The organism is uncultured Lentibacter sp., assembly GCF_937123735.1.
Lineage (GTDB): Bacteria > Pseudomonadota > Alphaproteobacteria > Rhodobacterales > Rhodobacteraceae > Lentibacter.
This window is the reverse complement of sequence record NZ_CAKZKL010000028.1, coordinates 248,209-267,118: the sequence shown is the minus strand read 5'-3', so window position 1 is coordinate 267,118 and position 18,910 is coordinate 248,209. Positions and strand designations below refer to the sequence as shown.

The window sequence follows — 18,910 nt, the reverse complement described above, 5'->3', positions numbered from 1 at the left end:
CAATTTGCACGAAACACTCTGTTTACCCGGCCAGTTCGGCACGATTCAGCGCACAATGCGACCAGAGCGCGTCCATGGCCTGAATGAGCGTTTCCATTTCCGATGGCCCATGCACCGGTGAGGGGGTGAAGCGCAACCGTTCGGTGCCGCGTGGCACTGTCGGGAAGTTGATCGGCTGGACATAAATTCCGTAGTTTTCCAACAGCATGTCCGAAAGCGCCTTGGTGTGAACCGGGTCCCCCACCATCACGGGCACGATATGGCTGCCATGGTCAATGATCGGCAGGCCCATGCCCTTGAGGCGCAGCTTGAGCTTGGCCGCCTGCTCCTGATGTTTTTCGCGCAGGCTGTTGTCGTGCTTGAGGTGCGCCACAGACGCCGCCGCCCCTGCCGCAATCGCCGGTGGCAAGGAGGTGGTAAAGATAAAGCCCGGAGCGTAAGAGCGGATCGCGTCACACAACTTGTGGCTCGCCGCGATATAACCGCCCATCACGCCATAGGCCTTGGCCAGCGTGCCGTTGATGATGTCGATGCGGTGCATCAGGCGCTCTTGCTCAGCCACACCTGCGCCGCGCGGGCCATACATGCCGACAGCGTGCACCTCGTCGATATAGGTCAGCGCGCCGAACTCGTCTGCCAGATCGCAGATTTCCTTGATGGGGCCAAAATCACCGTCCATCGAATAGATTGATTCGAAAGCAATCAGCTTGGGCGCTGCGGGGTCATCGGCCTCCAGAAGCGCGCGCAGATGCGCCAGATCATTGTGGCGGAAGATGCGCTTTGCACCGCCATTGCGGCGCACCCCCTCGATCATCGAGGCGTGGTTGAGCGCATCGGAATAGATAATCAGCCCGGGGAAGAGCTTGGGCAAGGTGCTCAGCGTGGCATCATTGGCGATATAGGCCGATGTGAACAACAGCGCCGCTTCCTTGCCATGCAGATCGGCCAGCTCGGCCTCAAGGCGCTTGTGGTAAACTGTTGTGCCAGAGATGTTGCGTGTGCCGCCAGAGCCTGCGCCCGTGGCCTCTATAGCCTCGTGCATGGCGGCCAAAACCACAGGATGCTGGCCCATGCCGAGGTAGTCGTTGCCACACCAGACAGTGATCGGCTGCTCGCTTCCATCGGGCTTGCGCCAAGTCGCATGGGGGAACTGGCCGTTCTTGCGCTCAATGTCGATAAAGGTGCGGTAGCGCCCCTCCTCGTGCAATTTGTTCAGCGCTTCGTCGAGCTTGGCAGAATAATCCACGCGCGATCCCCTTCATCCGTCATTTCTTGTTCGTCGTGTCACTTGTTGCTTGCAGGTGCAAGCGGCAGAGCAGATTTGCGTATTCACATTACTGAATAACTTTATCGCGCGCCACCCTTCTATGACAGGCTACATTTTGCCGCGTGCGCATGACTTGACCCAGATCAAGAAAAACCGCCTTTGCGCTACATCTTTTCGTGTCTGGACAATGGCGCTGTCAGAGTTACCTTTGGCTCACACTCGCCAATTTCAAGGACTGCCCCATGTCTCTCACAGCCGTGCTCGCGCAAATCGACAAGAATCTCCCCGCCGCAACCGAGCGCCTGCTGGAGCTGTTGCGAATCCCCTCGGTCTCCACCGATCCGGCCTATGCCGAGCACTGCCAGAGCGCAGCCGATTGGCTCGTGGCCGATCTGGAGCGCCTGGGGGCCACGGTCAGCAAACGTGAGACACCGGGCCACCCGATGGTCCTGGGCCATCTGGCGGGGGAAGGGCCACATCTTCTGTTTTATGGCCACTATGATGTCCAACCCGTCGATCCGATCGACCTCTGGGACACGGACCCGTTTGACCCCGCGCTGCAAGACAGCCCGGAGGGCAAAGTCATCCGCGGGCGCGGCGCGTCTGATGACAAGGGCCAGTTGATGACCTTTGTAGAAGCCTGCCGGGCCTGGAAAGAGGTGCATGGCACCCTGCCCTGCCGCATCACCTTTTTCTTTGAGGGCGAAGAGGAAAGCGGCTCGCCGTCCCTGATACCTTTCATGCAACAAAACGCCGCCGAGCTGAGCGCCGACATTGCGCTGATCTGTGACACCGGCCTGTTTGAGAGCCGGGTTCCGGCCATCATCACCATGCTACGCGGCCTTGCCGGGCTGGAAGTTGAAATCACCGGCCCCCAGCGCGACCTGCACTCTGGCATGTATGGCGGGCTGGTGCGCAACCCCTTGCATGTGATGGCCGGGATCATCGCAGGGCTGCACGATGAAAACGGGCGTGTGACCCTGGAGGGCTTTTATGACGATGTGCCCGAACTGCCCGACGAAATCCGCGCCCAATGGCAGGCACTCAGCTTTGATCACGCCAAGTTCCTCGGTGATATCGGCCTCACCGAACAGGGCGGCGAAGTGGAACGCACCCCGCTTGAAAAGCTCTGGTCACGCCCCACCTGCGAGGTCAACGGCTTGTGGGGCGGTTACACGGGCGATGGCTCCAAGACAGTTTTGCCCAGCAAGGCCCATGCAAAATTCACCTTCCGTCTGGTCGGCCAACAAGACCCCGACAAGATCATCGCCGCGCTCAAATCCTATGTTCACAGCGCAGTGCCAAGCGATTACACCGTCAGCTTCAAAGGCGAAAAAGGCGCGCCCGCAGCCCAGATGTCGATCACCCATCCCGCCTTTGAAAAGGCCCGCAAGGCGCTCTCTGATGAATGGCCCGATGCGGCGGCCTACGTCGGCTGCGGCGGCTCGATCCCGATTGCGGGCTTTTTCAAAGACATCCTGAATATGGACGCCATGCTGATCGGCTTTGGCAAGGATGATGACCAGATTCACTCTCCGAACGAAAAATATGACCTTGAGAGCTTTCACAAGGGCACCCGGTCCTGGGCTCGGGTGTTGGCCGAGCTGAGCAAACCATGATGCGCTTTCAAGGCTCGAGCGCCGAGATAGCTTATGACATCACAGGCCAGGGCCCGCCGCTTTTGCTGTTGCACGGCTTTCCGCAAACCCGCGCCATGTGGGACCAGATCGTGCCGCAGCTCGCGCCCCATTTCACTGTCGTCACAGCCGATCTGCGCGGCTACGGCGCCTCCTCCAAACCCGAGGGCGTGGCCGCCTATAGCTTCCGCGAAATGGGCCGCGACATGCTGGAGCTTATGGCCCATCTGGGCCATCCACGCTTCGCGCTGGCCGGCCACGACAGGGGCGCACGCACAGCCCACCGCATGGCGCTGGATGCGCCCGCGTGCATCACCCGGGTCGCCCTTCTGGACATCATCCCGACCCATCTTTTGCTCAACGCGCTCACCACAGCCGTCGCCACGGGCTACTACCACTGGTTCTTCCTCGCCCAGCCCGCGCCCTTCCCCGAAACGCTCATCGGCCACGACCCCGATCATTACTTTGAAAGCTGTCTCACGGGCTGGGGCTCCAACACATTTGCTGATTTCGCGCCAAGCCAGCTCGCCGCCTACCGCGCCAGCTGGCGCAACCCGGCCACCATCACCGCCATGTGCAACGATTACCGCGCAGCCATAAAACATGATTTCGCGCTCGACGCCGCCGACCTGACCCGCCAGCTCGATATCCCAGCGCTCATCCTCTATGGCAAAGACGGCCCTATGGCCAAAGCCTATGACGTCCCCGCCACATGGGCCAACCGCTTCAAAAATATCAAAAGCCAGCCCATGTCCGGCGGCCACTTCTTTCCCGACACAGCGCCCGATGCCACAGCCCAAGCGCTTCTGTCTTTCTTATTGCCCTAAATATCCCGGGGGTTTGGGGGCTGGCCCCCAATCAAACAATCCTGTGGGCCGCAGGCACGCCTTTGGATCAGACGCGGTCCTCAGCCGTCAAAACCGCGCTCGATCACCTGGTTCATGGTCTGCGAAGGTGTCGCGCAGCCCGCCTCGCCCACAATCCGCGCCGGCACGCCGGCCACGGTCTTCTTGGCGGGAATATCCTCCAGCACCACAGAGCCCGCGGCGATCCGGCAGCAGTTGCCGATCTTGATGTTGCCCAGAACTTTCGCCCCCGCCCCGATCAGCACACCATCGCCGATCTTGGGGTGACGGTCTTCCTCTTCCTTGCCCGTGCCGCCCAGCGTGACGGAGTGCAGCATCGAGACATTGTCCCCCACAACAGCGGTTTCCCCGATCACGATGGAATGGGCATGATCAATCATGATCCCTTTGCCAATCCGCGCCCCGGGGTGGATATCTATCCCGAAAACCTCCGAGCAGCGCATCTGGAAGAAATAGGCCAGATCCTTGCGCCCCTCCCGCCAGAGCCAGCTGGAAATGCGATGGGCCTGCACCGCCTGAAACCCTTTGAAAAAAAGAAGCGGCTGCAAAAAGCGGTGGCAAGCGGGGTCGCGGTCATAGACCGCAACAATATCCGCGCGCGCGCTCACCGCGAGGCCGCTATCCGCGCCATAGGCTTCATCGCATATTTCGCGCAAAATCTGCTCGGACATCTCCGCCGACGCCAGCTTCATGGAAATGCGGTAGGCCAGCGCCTTCTCAATCGAGTTGTGATGCAGGATACAGGCATGAACCAGCCCGCCCAGAAGCGGCTCGGATTGCACAGCCTCTTCGGCCTCATCGCGGATCTGCGCCCAAACAGGGTCAAGCTTGGCGAGGTTTGTCTTCAGCTGGGCCATAGCGGTGTCCTTTCACGCTTACCCCCTGAGTTTATCTGAAATGGCCCCCCAATGACAAACCCAAATCCATCAGGCCTTTTGTGCGCATTCGCACAGAGCATGCTCTGGAAAATAAGGGCGGCGGGCCTCTCCCCGCCGCCCTGCGCCTCAAGGGCTTACCTCAATCTCGGCAAAGGCCCCCGCGCCATAGGTGGCCGAGACCTGCGCAACCCGCAGTGTAAAGCTGGCTGTCGTTCCGTCGGCCACCCTCTGCGCGGCCGGATATTGCCAGAGAGGCGCGCTCACAACCTCCTCGCGCAAAACGCTCCCGCCCGAAAGAACACGCACCACATAGCTTTCGCTTTCTTCACCCAGCGGCACGTCTACACTCTCCCAGCCATCGCCCCCGATCCGGGTGCGCCGGATCCAGCTGGCCGTCACATCCGCGCCCGGGGAGCCCTGCACCCGCAGGTGACAAGGGCTGAGCGGCCGCAGGCCCACACCTTGGAAAGCTGCCGAGGTGCCACTGTAGGAGGGGTCATCATAGGCACGGGCCGCGGGTCCAATGCGGAAAAACCGCTCCAGCCCGCGCTCACTCGGCTGCAGGGCAATCTGCTCCGGCCGCCCGTCAAGCAAGACAAAATAGCTCCCCGCAGGCCATTCCTGAGGCTGCCATGCGTCGCTGCCAAGCTGCCCGCGCAAAAGCTGCGTCAGCGCATAAGTCTTCTCGGCAACAAGTTCGGCGTTCTGAAACTGCACAAGCTCCCAGTTTTCCGGGCTGCCATCGCCGATGGCCGCAAGATTGGCGCCATTGAGCAGGGCCAATTCGCTTGCGCTTGCGAGGCTGCCAGAGGTCAGCCGCACCGACACCCCAGCGCCCCTGTCATAAATCCCCGGGCAAGCCGCCCTGAGCGGTGTCTCCAGCACCCCGACTGTGCTGCGCGTCGCGATCAGCGTGTCAAAACTGTATCCCTCGCCATCCGTAGAGCGGTAGAGCGCGGCCGAGCCGGGCCAAGGCTCTGCTGTGACGGCGAGATGCGGCGCATGGGGCACTTCATCCCCGCGCATCAGCGGCAGATCAAGAAAGAGCGGAAACACCGGCACAGGCGGCGTGAAGCCCGGCATCAGCGGCGCATCTTCGGCCACATCAATCGGGTTATAGGTCTCAGGCTCGATCCGCACGCCTTCGACAATCTGCTCGCGCCCCAGCTCCACACGGTCCACCCGCAAAAGCTGCTCTGTGCCCTCATGGCTCAGGCGCAGCACATCGCCCGCGGCCACATCCAGCCGCGAGGGCGGCAGCGCAAAGCGCAAACTATCGCGCGCCACGCGCGCCTCGGAGAGCCAGCGCTCGACAATCTGCCGCCCGCTGCCGCGCCGCATCACCAGCGGGAGTTCTGACACCGCCACAGCCTGCGTGGCCTGATCGGGCAAAACAGCCTCTTCGGCGATCACGTCAAAATCGGCTCCGCTCTGGATGAAGCGCAGCCGCACGCGGCCTGCCATCTCGGCTTCTGCGGCGCGCAGCCGCTCCACATCAGCCTCAAGATCCGCGCTCAAGGCCACAGCATCGCTGCCCAGCGCTGCGTCTTCGCGCCCGTCGCGCATGAGGAAGACAAGCGTGCCATCCCTCTCCACCGCATCAAAGCCATAAGCCAGCATGAGCGGTTGCAAGGAGGCGCGTGCTTCTTCCACCTGCCCCACGGCATAGCCCTCAACCATGCCTGTGAGATCGCTCACATCATAGTTTTTCAGCCCCGCGCGCGCGCACAGCTCCGCCACCACAGAGCCGAGGGCGCGCGCGCTCGCCCGCCCGGTGATCCAGTGGCCACGGCCATAGTTGCCACCGTCGCTCCAGACATTTTCAAGCGCGGGGAAGTGCGGATAGGGCCGCGCATCCCAGGCCCAGACAAAGGCACGGCTCATGTCAAGCATCGGGCCGCCATATTCAACCGACACAGGGTTGTTCTCTGGCCGCGCCCAGAACCGGTGCATCGCGCGCAGATATTGCGCTTGCAGGTAGTCATCGCGCCGCCCGTTGGAATAACGCGGCAAGCTGCTCTCGCTCGATTTCGGGTCAAGGAATTTGTTGGGCTGGTTCGTGCCCTTGTCTATGGCCGCGCAGCCCAGCTCGGTGAACCAGATCGGCTTGGATTGTGGAACCCACTCCGTCGGCGTGGCCGCGCGCACACCACCCACCCGCTCGTGATGGTCCGAGGACCACCAGTTCACGATATCCTTGTATCGCCAGACCCAAGGCTCGCTGTGCGCCGCATCGGTAATCGGCGTGCGGATCTGTGCGTCTCTGGCCTCCTCGGAGTGATAGAACCAGTCATAGCCCTCCCCGCCGAGGATGTTGGCTTCCAGATAGTCGAGATTGTAGATCGAGCCATAGGCCGCATCGGCTTCGCCCGCTTCATCGCGCCAGTCACTGAGCGGCATGTAATTGTCGATCCCGATGAAGTCGATGTTACCGTCCGCCCAGAGCGGATCGAGGTGGAAGAAGCGGTCGCCATTTGCGCCGTTGAACCCGAAGTATTCCGACCAATCCGCGCAATAGCCGATCTTCACATCCGGCCCGAGAATGGCCCGCGCCTCTGCCGCAAGGCTCTTCAGGGCCGCCACCGCCGCAAAGCCCGCCGCGCCGCGTATCTTGGTGAGTTCTCGCATTTCAGAACCGATCGAGAAACTGTCCACACCCCCCGCCGCCGCACAGAGGGCGGCATTGTGCAGGATAAAGCGGCTATAGCTCCACTCCTCCGGCCCCGTGTAACTCACCGCGCCATCACTCACGGCAAAATCTGCCGCCGTGACCGTGCCAAAGAAGGCTGCCACCTCGGCATCTGCCGTAGCTGTCCCGTCAGGGCTGCTGCTCTGCCCGGGGGCGCTTGAGAGCGTGATCCGCCCGCGCCAAGGGAAGGCCGGCTGGCCAAGCTCGCCTGTGTAAGGGTCGGGAAGCGTGTTGTCCGCCAGCTGCTCCATCAGGATGAAAGGATAGTAGAGCACAGCCAAGCCCTCGGCCTGCAAATGCCGGATCGCCTCGATCACCGCAGCATCCGCAGGTGTGCCGCCATAGACAGGCCGCCCGGCAGCATCCGGCGCAACCTCCTCGGCCAGCGCGCGCGTCAAGCCCGAAACCTGCCAGGGCATCTCCCCGTCATGGGCTTTCTGCTCCACCTTGGGGCGCAGCTTGCACGCACCACAGCGCAGATCATCGCCAAACCAGCTCACAATCAGCGAGCTGGCCTTGAGGTTGGGCAGCTCTGTCACCATCCGCTCGGTGGCCACGCGAAAATCGGCCTTGCCAGCGGGGGTGTTGACATTGGCCAGCGCCGCCTGCCCCACGCCGTAATCATAGCGCACAGGGGTTGTGGCGAGCGTGTATTCGCCACTGCCGGGCATCATCGCCACAGCCTGCACGGCATGGGCCATATCCTCGGCCCCGTCCTCCAGATGCGCTTGCGATGGGCGCATCACCTCAAATTCAAACTGCGGCACGCGGTTGCCAAAGCGCTCAAGGCCCAGCTCTTCGAGCACAACATAGGCCGTGCCGCGATAGGCCGGCACTTGGCCTGTTCCCTCGACCGCTTCCATCTTGGGGTCTGGCATCTGCTCAGCTGTGCCGCGATAAACCCGCATCCCAAGGCTCTCAGGGTCAACCTCCACCCCATCGGCCCAGACACGGCCCACCCCCGAAATCACCCCCTCACACAGTGCAATCGCAAGGCTCACCGAATAGCTGAACTGGCTTGTCGCGGGCCGCGCGGGCGCGCCCTTGCCGCCGCCCGTTGTCGTCACCGTCTCGGCAAACTCTGTCGCCCAGATCACATGCCCCGCCACACGCATCCGGCCAAAAACCTGCGCCACAGGGTCGCCCTCCCCCGAACCGGTGAGGCGAAAACGCTCCACACGCCCCTGCTCGATCACATCAGAGCCCTGCCCCATGATCTTCTGGTCCATCGCACGGCCCGCGAGCGCGCCTGCAAATCGCCCCACCGCAGTCATCGAGAGGCCCAGCACAGAGCCGCCGACAGAGCCGCCAATCGCCGCGCCCGCGGCCGAAAGAAGTATGGTTGCCATCAGGACACCTCCTCAGGAAAACGAAATGAAGCCGCAATGCGACGCTGCCAGGGGGCGGTGAGCGGGCTTTCCAGCACACTATGGCCCGAATAGGCGTGAATGAATTTGGGGGCCGCGCCCCCCACAGACAGAATGCCAAGGTGCTTGGCCACCGCGCCGGCGCGCATCCGAAACAGCAGAATATCCCCCGCCTCGGCCACGGGAACGCGCAGAAGATGCCGCTCCGCCGCCGCCCAGAGCCGCTCTTCGCCCTGCGGCTCGGCCCAATCGGGCGTATAGGCGGGCACAGGCTCAGGCTCCGCGCCATAAAGCGCGCGCCACACGCCGCGCAAAAGGCCAAGGCAATCTGTGCCCACGCCCTTCAACGAGGCTTGGTGATGGTAAGGCGTGCCGATCCAGCCTCGCGTCTCCGTCAGCACCTCTGTTGCAACATCTCTCATCCGCGCCGGCTCCCGCCGCTTGTCTGGCCGGCGCTGGCCGGTTGCACCGTCAGCCAGCTGTCCCCCGGCACATCGGGAAAGCCCTGAAAGTTCAGCAGGTTGACAAACTTTGTGCGGCAGCTCTGCATCCGCTTGTCACAGCCCGCGACAAGGCGGATCATATCGCCCGTTTCCATCGTGGCGCGCATAGGATGCCACAGCTCGATCACACGTCTCTCGCCCTCAAAGGCATCGCGCTTCACAATGCCCCTGAGCCCCTCACAGGCGCCGCTCAGCCCCGCGAGCGTGCCAAAGGCAAACCAGCCCTCGTCAAAGCCTGTCATGCCGTCAAAGCGAAACACGCGCCCCGCTTCCACCACCTCGACGGCGCGCTCGGTGAAGTAGCCCTCGCGCGTGATGTCAAAGCCGCAGGTGCTGTCGCCAAGCACAGCAGTGCAGGGCTTCTGGTAAACCCGCCCCACGGGCCGCCCCAGCGCCTCGGTCAGCCCGCGCAGCTCGGCGTGAAAGGCCCCGTTGCCACGGCGCAGTTCGCCGAGTGTGCCGCGAAACATCAGGTGACGTTCGGTCACATCGGCCCAGTTCACCAGCCAGCTTGTCACCTCGGCCCCGTCATAGCGCCCCGCCTCGATGTCGGCCTCGCGGATCGCCGCATCGCTCAGCGCGCCCATGGTCTCGCTGTTGTCCACCGACAGCCCCGTGCTTTGCTGCAAGCTTGCGGTGCTCATGCCCGTGTCGGCCCGAAAGGTGATGCCCTCAAAGCTCAGCGGCCCGTCATGGTCGGTAAAGCCCATGACTGTGCCATCGCGCCGCGTCAGCGCCCAGCAGCGGCAGACCGTGGTGCAGCCTGTTTGCAAATGCGCGAGCAGCGCGCCTCTCACGCCCCCCATCAGACCCGCAGCTCCACAACCGGCACGCTGGGCACTTCGCCCGCGGCAAATGTCGCCGCCGAGGCGATGATCTGGTCGGTGTCAAAGCGCACCGGCACGTCAAACTCAAAGCCCGCCGTCACCTCCACCCCGACACTCGGGGGGTGCATGAAGGTCACCAGACCCGTGGTGTAATCCACTGTAAAGTCAATGCCTTCGCTCTGCTCATCGCCCGAAAGGCCGACGCGCAAGCTGCCCTCCACGGGCTTCACAATGGGGCGCGCATAGGTCTGCTCCCCCGAGCGGTAGACTTTCACCAGTTGAAAGACCGTCGTGACCTCATCGCCAATCGCGATCACCTCGTCCTCAAAGCCCACCTCGCGCGAGGGGCGGCCTGTCTGAAAATCCGTCCAGTCCTTCCAGCGAAAGCCGTGCATCCGCCCGCGCCGCGCCTCAAAAAACGCCAGCACCGCGTCGATATCATCCATCGAGCGCAGCCCCATCCCCGCGTCATAGCGGCGGCGCGAATGCGCCCAGGGCGTGTTGCGCTCCTCAAACCCGTTGGCAAGGCTCACCACATCGGTGCGCCGCTCCGGCCCGCCGGACGAGCCAAAGCTCAGGCTCACCGGAAATCTGACTTCGTGAAATTGCATCGCTGCCTCCTATCTGTTGCGGTTGCCACGGGCGAGCACACGGCCCATCTGCGCAGCGATCTGGCTCTGGGAGCGGCGGAAGCTCTCGGCATCGGGCGTGCTGATATTCATCACCACATTGATGGCGCGCCCTGCCTCGGCCTTGACACCGAGCTTACCGTCCGAGCCGCGCGCCAGCGGCATAATCGCCTCTGGCCCCGCCTCGCCCATCAGCCCCGTGCCGCCGCGCATGGGGAAGGCCACAGGGCTGTTCACAACCCCGCCATTGGCAAAGGGCATCACGCGTCCTTGCGCAAAGCTGGCGCCCTTCTCAAAGGGAAAAAGCCCGCCCATCAGCCCGCCGATGCCATTGGCAATCAGCCCACCAAAATGGTCGGTCACAGGCTTCACAGCCGCCGAATAAGAGGCGTTGATCATGGATTGCGCCACCGTGCCGAGCACATCTGAAAGCTTGGCCCCGTCCAGCACCACGCCGTCCACCGCGCGCTTGAGCCCGCGTGAAAGCCCCTTTTCCAGCGTGGCCACTTCCTGCCCCGTCTCCGAGAAGCTTGCCCGCACGCGCTTTAGCTCTGCATCAAAGCTCGCCGCCATGCTGGCCGCCGCGCCCAAGCTTTGCTCCAGGGCGTCGGCCTTCAGCTCCATATCGTCCAGCGCATCAAAATCACTCATCTTTGGCCTCGTTTTTCATGTCGGGATAAGCCTCAAGCAGCGCCTGAAGCCCGGTTGTATCCATCGGGCGCAAGCCCGCTTGTGGCCCGAGCAGCAGCATCAGCTCCACAGGCGTCAGCGCCCAGAACTCCGCTGGCCTCAGGCCCAGCCGGGTCAGCCCCAGCCGGAGCAGTTCGGCCCAGTCAAAGCGCATTGTCCGCCCCCTCGGGCAGCATGAAGGCGCGCGCCAGCAAAAGCGCCGCCGCCCGCGCCGCGGCCATCGGCCCACCGGCGATCTCGGCGTGCAGCAAGTCCTCGGCGCGCCCCTGCCAGCCGCCGCCGCGCAAGCCTGCCACGATCAGCTTCATGACATCACGGCTGGAAAAACTGCCCGCCTCAAAGCGGCCCACAAGCGCGACAAGCGTGTCTTCGCCCATGGCCGTCTCAAGCTCGGCCAGCGCGCCGAGCGTGAGCTTGAGCACGCGGCGCTCGCCATCCATGACAAGCGCCACCTCAGAGGCAAAGGGGTTGCCCATCACAGGGCAGCCACAAAGCTGAGCTGGCCGGCGGAGGCCAGCGAAAGCTCATAGGTTGCCTCGCCGTTGTAGCTGCCCGAATACTCGATGGACGCCAGCTGAAACGCGCCTTCGATCCTGCCGAAATCCGGGATGATCACCTGAAAATCAGGTGTCTCGCCATCAAAGAAAATCTGGCGCGCGCGCTCATCGCTCGCCGCATCCTTGAACACGCCCGACCCCGAGAGGGAGGCCGATTTCACCCCCGCGCCGCCGAGAATTTCGCGCCAACCCCCGGCGCTCTCAAGGCTGGTCACATCCACGCTTTGCGCATTGAAGCTCAGTCGCGTGGCGCGCAGCCCCGCGATGGTTTCAAACTGGCCGTCGCCCGTCAGGTCGATCTTGATCAGAAGTTCTTTGCCGTTCTGTGCCGTCATGGGAAAATCTCCAATGTTGTCTGTTGTTTAGTCGTCGTCTTGCACGCCAGCGCGAAAGCGCAGATCAATCCGCCGCGTCGCGCCTGTGCCCTCGCGGGTGGCGCTGGCACGGTCAAATCCGAGGTAAATGAGGCTGCCACGGGCCAGCACCAAAGGTGCATCCACAAGCACATCGCTCACCCGCCCCGCCACATCCTTGGCCGCCTGAAAGCCCGCACTGTCCGTCACCACCGAAACGGTGAAGAGATGCAAAGCGCCCGCCCCGCTCTTGTCCGAGCTGTCGAGCACATTTTCAGGGCCCAAAGCCACATAGGTGGCCGGCAGGCTGCCCGAGGGGAGCGCATCATAAATCGCCGTGCCCACAAGCGCGGCCAGGTCCGCGTCTGAAATCAGCGCCTGATAGACCGCCGCCTGAAGGGCGGAAGATACACCGTAGCTCATGCCACAACCTCCTCTTGAGCCAGACAGGTCAGAAACCGCCCCGTCAGATCATCCTCCACCACGGCCTCAATGCGAAACACGCGGCTGCCTTCCACAAAGCGCTGCTCCGGCTTGGGGCGCATCTCATGGCCAATCGGGCTGGCACGCAGGCGGATCTTGTAAGCCACGCTGGAAAGCGGCACGGCCTCGCCCTGTGTCTCACGCCCCGTGCGTGCGCTCACCTCGGCCCAAAGCGTGCCCAAAGGCTGCCAGCTGATGGTAAAACCGCCCGCGCCATCGGGCATACGCACAGGGTTTTGAAGCACAAGCTGGCGGTTCAACCGGGGCACGCTCATTGCCCTGCCCCCGCAAACAGCCGCACGGTGCGGTAACGCTCGATCAGCGAGCTCACACCGAAGGGCATATAGCCCTCGCCGACGCTGGTTTCATTGCGGTATTCGTAATAATAGGCCGCCAGCAGCAACACCGCCTGCGCAAGATCTGCGGGCAAATCCTCCCAGCTCGGGCCATAGCCCGCGCGAAAACCGATCCGCACAGCGCCGCCCGTGGGCACAGCCGGCAGCACTCCCGCCACAGGCGTGAGTTTGGGGCGCTGCATATCTTCGGCCAGCCGGTAAAAATGTGCCGCCAGTGGCGTTTCAGCCCCGCTGCGGTTGATAAACACAACCTCGCTCAGCGCGGTCACAGGGGCGACAGGCAGCGCTTGCCCGGTGTCGTCACGCCAGCCGTTGAGCAGCCAGGAAAAATCGCGCTCAATCAAAATCTTGCCGGTGCGCGCTTCGATGGCCGCGATGGCGGCACGCAGAAAGCTGGCCAACACAGGCTCTTGCAATGTGTCCTCGGCAAAGCCCGTGCCCAGGCGCAAATGCGCTTTGAAGGCGTCCACGGGCAAGGCCGCGGTGGGCACTGCGGTTTCTTCAGTTAACATCATGGAGTCTCTCCAAAATTGCGCCTCCAGGGAGCGCGCGGCACCCCACCTGCCAAGGCGGAGGGGACAAAGCTTGGCAAAAGGCTGTGCTGTGCCGCGCGCAGTCGGGGGCGGTCGGCCCGCCCCCGTCCTTCAGCCTCACGAGGTGGCGAATTTCAGCAGCTTGATCGCTGCAAAATCGCTCACATCGCCGCCCACACGTTTGGTTGCATAAAACAGAACATGCGGCTTGGCGCTGAAGGGGTCACGCAGCACCCGCAAATCGGGGCGCTCGGCCACCGTATAGCCGGCGTTGAAATCGCCAAAGGCAATCGCCATCGCGTCTGCGGCCACATCGGGCATATCCTCGGCAATCAGCACAGGATAACCGAGAAGGCGCGCAGGCTCGCCCGCCGCCAGACCGTCTGACCACAAAAAGCGGCCATCCGCATCCTTGAGCTTGCGCACGGCGCCGGCCGTCTTGGAGTTCATCACGAAGCTCGCATTGGCGCGGTATTGCGCGCCCAGCGCATAAACGAGGTCAATCACAGCTTCGCCGCCGTCAAAATCCCCCGCAACACCCGTGGGCACATAGCCGATGTTGCCCCAGCTCCAGCTGTCGTTGTCCACCGTGGGGTGCGTCAGCATCCCCGTGGGCTTGTCCACACCGTTGCCGTTGATGAAAGCCGCCGCTTCAGAGCGGGCAAACTTGTTGGCAATACGGCCCGCAAGCCAGCCCTCAATGTCAAAGGCACTGTCATCCAGCAGACGCTGGCTCGCCTTGGGCAGGGCCGAAAGCTCGTGCAGCGGGATGGTGATCCGGTCGATCTGCGGCGTGCCTGTCTCACTGGTCGGGTCGGTCTCTGTCGCCCAGCCCGCGCCCACATCGGAGTGGTCGACAAGCACATCAAAGCTTGTCGCCTCGACCTGCACCACATTGGCCACCGCGCGGATCGACGAGGTGCTCTCCAGAACCGAGCGGATGCTCTCGCTGGTCTCAGGGTCAACAAGGTAGCCGCCATCTGCCGCAACAGCCGAAGACATCGCCTTGCCCTCCAGCTCAAGGCCGCGCAACCCGTCATCATCGCCGGAGCGCAAATAGGCGTTAAAGGCCTTCTGGTGAGGCGCCTCAAGCTCTGCCGCGCGGGCAAGGTGAGGGCGTTTGTGGGTTTGTGTTTTCCGATCAAGCATGGTCAGTCGCTCTTCCTGTTGTTTAAGTCGCTTCACAATGTCGCTTTGAAAGCCGTTGAATTCGCTCATGAAATCATCAGCTGCCGATTTCGTTTCAGGTGCGGAAGACACAGCTTCCCCGCCCCGAGCCTTCGCCCGAGTTTCAAACTGGGTGTCACTCATGCAGAGTTTCCTTTCTGGTTACTGTTTCAGCGCGTCAGTCTTGCGCCAGCTCCTGGCGCGCATCCCTGATGGCCGCCGCCATATTGCGCAGGGCCACGGCCTCAAGGCGCTCGCCCTTGGCTGCAACCCGCGCACTGGGCAACATCGGGAAGGTCACAAGCGACACCTCCCAAAGCTCCAGTTCCGTCAAGAGCCGCTGGCCCTTGTCTGTCTTGCCCGCCTTTTTGGTGCGGTATCCGATAGAGAGCCCGTCAATCGCCCCCGCCTCGATGAGCGCCGCCGCCTCGCGGCCCTTCTGGGTGCTGTCCAGCAAGCGGCCCTTTACAAAGAGCCCGCGGGCGTCTTCGCGCACCTCGTCCCAGATCCCGATCGGCTGGGCCGGGTCATGCTGCCAAAGCATTTTCACGCGCCGCCCCTCTGCGGCCAGCGCCTTTAGGCTCGCGCCATACGCGCCCTTGGCCACAACATCCCCGCCCTGGTCACAGGTGCCAAACAGGCTCGCATAGCCTTCGATACAGCGCCCCTCCGTCACGGTGATCTGCTCGCCAAGCCGGCAGAATTTGCGCTCAATCTCAGTTTGATAACTCATTACTCTCTCCTAATTGCGCCCTCAGCCGGGCATGAGGGGGCCTTGCATGACAAACGACATGAACCCGCCCAGAATGGCTGCGATGATCAGCCAGACAAGCCGCGCGATATGACCGTCGATCTTGTCAAGCCGGGTGTCGATCTGGTTGAACCGTGCCACCATGAACTTGCGCTTTTCTTCACTCACCGCGCGCTCTGTCTCCATCGCCGCAACGCTGAGCTCGAGCGAAGTGAGCCGCTTCTCGATATGGCGCAGCATGGCGCGGTAGCCCTCATAGGGCAGCATTGCCTCAAGAACAGCCTCTTGCGGGCCAAGATCACTCATCGGTGTCCTCCCCCAAAGCGGGCAGCCCCAAAAGCCGTCGCTTCTCGGCCTCGCTCAGAAAATCCGCCCCGCTCACCCGCGCCCATTGGGCATCGCGCTCCGCGGCAAGTGCGGGCACCTGATCGAGATCCGGCTTGAGCTCAAACCCCTCAGCGCCCAAAGCCCCCAGCCAATCCGCCAGCTTGGCTGTCACCCGGGCCGCCAGCGGCAAGACCGTGAGGCGATAAAAGGCGCGGTTGGCTTCCTGATAGTTGGCATAGGTCGCATCCCCTTGAATGCCGAGCAGCATCGGCGGCACCCCATAGGCCAGCGCAATCTCGCGCGCCGCCGCCTCCTTTGTTTTCTGAAATTCCATGTCAGAGGGCGAAAAGCCCATGGGCTTCCAATCAAGCCCGCCCTCCAGCAACATCGGCCGCCCCGCATTGCGCGCGCCTTGGTAGTTCGCCTCCATCTCACTGACGAGGCGGTCGTATTGGTCGGCACTCAACCCGCTCTGCCCGTCGGCCCCACGGTAAACAATCGCCCCCGAAGGCCGTGCGGCATTGTCCAGCAGCGCCTTTGTCCAGCGCGAGGCCGAATTGTGCACATCCACCGCCTGCGCCGCCGCCTGCATGGGCGAAAAGCCATAATGGTCATCCTGCGGATGGAAATTGCGGATGTGGCAGATCGCCGGTGCGCCCTGGCTGATCTGGAAACGGTGCGTCTTGCCGCCCACGGTGTAATCATAGGCCACAGGCCAGCCGTCGCGCCCGGGCACAAGGCTCATCCGGTCGCTGCGCAGCACATGCAACTCAGAGGGCAAACCGCCGTCCCCGCCCGCCGCTTCCAGATAGGCGTTGCCGGTGAGCAGGAGCTGGCCGTAAAGCGCCTCCAAAAGCTCCGCACGCCCCTGTGCAAAATTGGGCTTGCGCAACAGCGCGAGCACGGGGTGTTCTTCATAGCGGCGCTGAAAGTCCTGCAACACAACCGGCAGCGCAGATGCCGCCTCGGCAATCATCTTCACACAGCGAAACCCGACAGGGTTGCCCGTGAAGCCGATCCGCGTGAGGCTCCCTGTGTCGCGTGGGCTCCAGGCCACACGGCCGCTGCCATGCCAGCCGATCACAGAGGCCGCAGCGCTGGCCTTCTGCTGGAGCGCCTCAGGCTGGGGCTTGCGAAAAAAATCAAATACGGCCATGTCTTACTCCCGATTTATAAAATCAAACCTGTGTGTTACGCGGCAAAGCTTATGTGAAACCCGCCGTGAAGCTTTGACAGGAAGATGAGGTGAAAAGTTTAAGAACTCTTAACTAGAGCGTGCGCACCTGCGGGTTCAGACGGGCTTTGGCCGGCAGAATCATCAGCTCCCACAACGCCCAGACAAGCGCATCTGTGCGGTCGGGGCTGCCCTTGCCGTGAAAGCCGTGCAGCGTGAGCTGGCACATCTCGTCTTCCAGCTTGGCAAGCCCGGTGAAGTGATGCACGCGCCCCTGCTCATACAGCGCCGCGATCGGCTCTGCCCGGGCGCTCTTGCCCTTGGAGGCATGGACTTTGCGCAAGGAAATCAACGGGTCCACCTGCCGGATCACCTGCTCCACGAGGTCGCCGCCCTGGTTGACCTCGGCCACCATGCGCTCCGCGCCCCAGCGGTGCATCGCCGCCACCGCCGCCTCCGCCCAGCCCATCGGACTGGCGCCCTCCACGCTGGCGTCTTCCAGCACATAGGCGCGCCAGTCCTGCACCGGCCCCTCGGCCACGACACCGGCGACGACAATGCCACAGGCGTCCGAGCGGGCCGTGCCGCTGACCGGCGGGTCCACCGCCACCACGATCCGGCTCATCTGGGGCATCTCGCGCAAGCGGGCCGCCTCAAGGCGCGCCGGGGTCCAAAGCGCGCCCTCGGTCTCCTCGAGCAGCACCCCGTCAAGCTCTTGCCGGCCCAGCCGCGTGCCCGCATATCGCGCTTGAACAGCGTCCAGGAAGCTCTTGGCAAGATTGGCTTTATTGGCTTCTGTCGCAGCCTGCGTCACCACCGTGCCATCCGCTTCCAGCAGCTCCTTGAGCAGCCCGATGTTGCGCGGCGTCGTGGTGATGCAGACCTGCGGATGCGCCCCCAAGCGCAAGCCAAACTGGAGCATATCCCAAGTCTCGCGGGCCTTTTTCCACTTGGCCAGCTCATCAACCCACGCCGCATCAAACTGTGGCCCCCGCAAGGCCTCGGGGTCATGGGCCGAAAACACCTGCGCCACAGCGCCGTTGGGCCACAAGAGCTGGCGGCGGCTCGCTTGCCATTCGGGGCGGCGGTCCGGCGGCGAGCAGGCCAGCAGCCCGCTCTCGCCAAACACCATGACCTCGCGCACCTGCGCCACGGTCTCACCCACCAGCGCAATGCGGCGGCAACGCCCAGCGTCCTGCGGCCCGGCCCCTTCCACAAGGCTGCGCACCCACTCCGCCCCCGCACGGGTCTTTCCCGCACCGCGCCCGCCCATAATCACCCAGCGGGTCCAATCCCCCTCCGGTGCAAGCTGGTGCGGCATGGCCCAAAACGAAAACAGAAAAGGCAGGGCGAGCAGCTCGTCTTCAGTCAGCGCATTCAGGAAGGCGCTCTGCACGCTGGGCGGCTCGGAGACGATCCAGCTTGCCGCCGATGCTAAGGCGCGCGGCGTCAAGGTCGAGCGCGCGGGCTCGGCTGTCGACAGATGTTCTGCGGGTATGCTTGTCATAGGTTTGCTCCATTTCCAGGGCGATCCCGATCCATTGCGCAATCTCTTCCAGAGAAAAGAGCGCCTCGCGGGGCTGAAGGCTTGTCGCCGGCCCCACCATGCGCGCGCGCAGCGCCGTCAGATCGTGTTTCATGCGTGTCAGTTCGAGAACAAGGGCCGCAACAGACTGGCTCAAGCTTTGGCCCAAGCTCTGATCCAAGCTCTGATCCAGACTCGGGCCCGCAGCGTTCGGAGAGTAATTGCTCATAGGGTATGCGCCTCATGTGGTCTGCCTCCGCCCGGCATGAACACTGCGCAGCGCGCCCAGCATTCTGCCTGCCCCAAAAGGCTAGCGAGCTGCTTACAGCGC

At 63.2% G+C, this 18,910-nt stretch carries 21 protein-coding genes; 2 read left to right on the top strand and 19 right to left on the bottom strand.

All coding sequences use genetic code 11. The annotated features are described in order from the left end of the window. Positions 1-22: 22 nt before the first annotated feature. Complete coding sequence (gene hemA / locus Q0478_RS08745) at positions 23-1,246, bottom strand: 5-aminolevulinate synthase (protein WP_298678390.1); 1,224 nt, start codon at positions 1,244-1,246, stop codon at positions 23-25. Between the two features lie 263 nt (positions 1,247-1,509). Between hemA and Q0478_RS08740 the strand changes: the two genes are divergently transcribed. Together Q0478_RS08740 and Q0478_RS08735 are read left to right on the top strand one after the other, a co-directional pair. Then, positions 1,510-2,886: a dipeptidase gene (locus Q0478_RS08740; protein WP_298678389.1), complete on the top strand. Its 1,377-nt coding sequence runs from the start codon at positions 1,510-1,512 to the stop codon at positions 2,884-2,886. Next, a complete protein-coding gene (locus Q0478_RS08735) occupies positions 2,883-3,731 on the top strand; it encodes an alpha/beta fold hydrolase (protein WP_298678388.1) in 849 nt (282 codons plus the stop codon). Before Q0478_RS08740 ends, Q0478_RS08735 begins: the two co-directional genes overlap by 4 nt. A gap of 80 nt (positions 3,732-3,811) precedes the next feature. Here the strand turns inward: Q0478_RS08735 and cysE are convergent, their stop codons facing one another. The 18 genes from cysE to Q0478_RS08645 form a co-directional block, all read right to left on the bottom strand. Further along, complete coding sequence (cysE, locus tag Q0478_RS08730; RefSeq protein ID WP_298678387.1) at positions 3,812-4,627, bottom strand: serine O-acetyltransferase; 816 nt, start codon at positions 4,625-4,627, stop codon at positions 3,812-3,814. Positions 4,628-4,774: 147 nt separating this feature from the next. Then, positions 4,775-8,686 carry a glycoside hydrolase TIM-barrel-like domain-containing protein gene (locus Q0478_RS08725; RefSeq protein ID WP_298678386.1) on the bottom strand — a complete coding sequence of 1,304 codons (3,912 nt, stop codon included), beginning with the start codon at positions 8,684-8,686 and terminating at the stop codon, positions 4,775-4,777. Then, positions 8,686-9,126: a peptidase gene (locus tag Q0478_RS08720; protein ID WP_298678385.1), complete on the bottom strand. Its 441-nt coding sequence runs from the start codon at positions 9,124-9,126 to the stop codon at positions 8,686-8,688. The genes Q0478_RS08725 and Q0478_RS08720 overlap by 1 nt, the downstream gene beginning before the upstream one ends. Continuing rightward, positions 9,123-10,013, bottom strand: a complete 891-nt coding sequence (locus tag Q0478_RS08715; protein ID WP_298678384.1) for a DUF2163 domain-containing protein — start codon at positions 10,011-10,013, stop codon at positions 9,123-9,125. The genes Q0478_RS08720 and Q0478_RS08715 overlap by 4 nt, the downstream gene beginning before the upstream one ends. Next, a complete protein-coding gene (locus Q0478_RS08710; RefSeq protein WP_298678383.1) occupies positions 10,013-10,645 on the bottom strand; it encodes a DUF2460 domain-containing protein in 633 nt (210 codons plus the stop codon). The genes Q0478_RS08715 and Q0478_RS08710 overlap by 1 nt, the downstream gene beginning before the upstream one ends. 9 nt (positions 10,646-10,654) lie before the next feature. After that, positions 10,655-11,314: a phage tail tape measure protein gene (locus Q0478_RS08705; protein ID WP_298678382.1), complete on the bottom strand. Its 660-nt coding sequence runs from the start codon at positions 11,312-11,314 to the stop codon at positions 10,655-10,657. Continuing rightward, entirely contained in the window at positions 11,307-11,507 is a 201-nt protein-coding gene (locus Q0478_RS08700) for a rcc01693 family protein (RefSeq protein ID WP_298678381.1), read from the bottom strand. The genes Q0478_RS08705 and Q0478_RS08700 overlap by 8 nt, the downstream gene beginning before the upstream one ends. Further along, positions 11,497-11,829: a gene transfer agent family protein gene (locus Q0478_RS08695; protein WP_298678380.1), complete on the bottom strand. Its 333-nt coding sequence runs from the start codon at positions 11,827-11,829 to the stop codon at positions 11,497-11,499. The genes Q0478_RS08700 and Q0478_RS08695 overlap by 11 nt, the downstream gene beginning before the upstream one ends. Next, a complete protein-coding gene (locus tag Q0478_RS08690; RefSeq protein WP_298678379.1) occupies positions 11,829-12,245 on the bottom strand; it encodes a phage major tail protein, TP901-1 family in 417 nt (138 codons plus the stop codon). The genes Q0478_RS08695 and Q0478_RS08690 overlap by 1 nt, the downstream gene beginning before the upstream one ends. A 27-nt stretch (positions 12,246-12,272) precedes the next feature. Next, positions 12,273-12,686, bottom strand: a complete 414-nt coding sequence (locus Q0478_RS08685; RefSeq protein ID WP_298678378.1) for a DUF3168 domain-containing protein — start codon at positions 12,684-12,686, stop codon at positions 12,273-12,275. Beyond that, positions 12,683-13,021: a head-tail adaptor protein gene (locus tag Q0478_RS08680; protein ID WP_298678377.1), complete on the bottom strand. Its 339-nt coding sequence runs from the start codon at positions 13,019-13,021 to the stop codon at positions 12,683-12,685. Before Q0478_RS08680 ends, Q0478_RS08685 begins: the two co-directional genes overlap by 4 nt. Then, positions 13,018-13,617 (bottom strand): head-tail connector protein, encoded by a 600-nt coding sequence (locus tag Q0478_RS08675; RefSeq protein ID WP_298678376.1) that lies wholly within the window; start codon positions 13,615-13,617, stop codon positions 13,018-13,020. The genes Q0478_RS08680 and Q0478_RS08675 overlap by 4 nt, the downstream gene beginning before the upstream one ends. Before the next feature lie 135 nt (positions 13,618-13,752). Then, on the bottom strand, positions 13,753-14,946 hold the full coding sequence (locus Q0478_RS08670; RefSeq protein ID WP_298678375.1) for a phage major capsid protein: 1,194 nt from the start codon (positions 14,944-14,946) through the stop codon (positions 13,753-13,755). A gap of 34 nt (positions 14,947-14,980) precedes the next feature. Next, complete coding sequence (locus tag Q0478_RS08665) at positions 14,981-15,535, bottom strand: HK97 family phage prohead protease (protein ID WP_298678373.1); 555 nt, start codon at positions 15,533-15,535, stop codon at positions 14,981-14,983. A gap of 21 nt (positions 15,536-15,556) precedes the next feature. Then, positions 15,557-15,859, bottom strand: coding sequence for a hypothetical protein (locus Q0478_RS08660; protein WP_298678372.1), 303 nt, complete (start codon positions 15,857-15,859; stop codon positions 15,557-15,559). Continuing rightward, complete coding sequence (locus tag Q0478_RS08655) at positions 15,852-17,036, bottom strand: phage portal protein (protein ID WP_298678371.1); 1,185 nt, start codon at positions 17,034-17,036, stop codon at positions 15,852-15,854. The genes Q0478_RS08660 and Q0478_RS08655 overlap by 8 nt, the downstream gene beginning before the upstream one ends. A gap of 112 nt (positions 17,037-17,148) precedes the next feature. Beyond that, positions 17,149-18,375, bottom strand: a complete 1,227-nt coding sequence (locus tag Q0478_RS08650) for a terminase family protein (RefSeq protein WP_298678630.1) — start codon at positions 18,373-18,375, stop codon at positions 17,149-17,151. A 43-nt stretch (positions 18,376-18,418) separates the two neighbouring features. Beyond that, positions 18,419-18,808 (bottom strand): hypothetical protein, encoded by a 390-nt coding sequence (locus tag Q0478_RS08645; protein WP_298678370.1) that lies wholly within the window; start codon positions 18,806-18,808, stop codon positions 18,419-18,421. Positions 18,809-18,910: the final 102 nt, after the last annotated feature.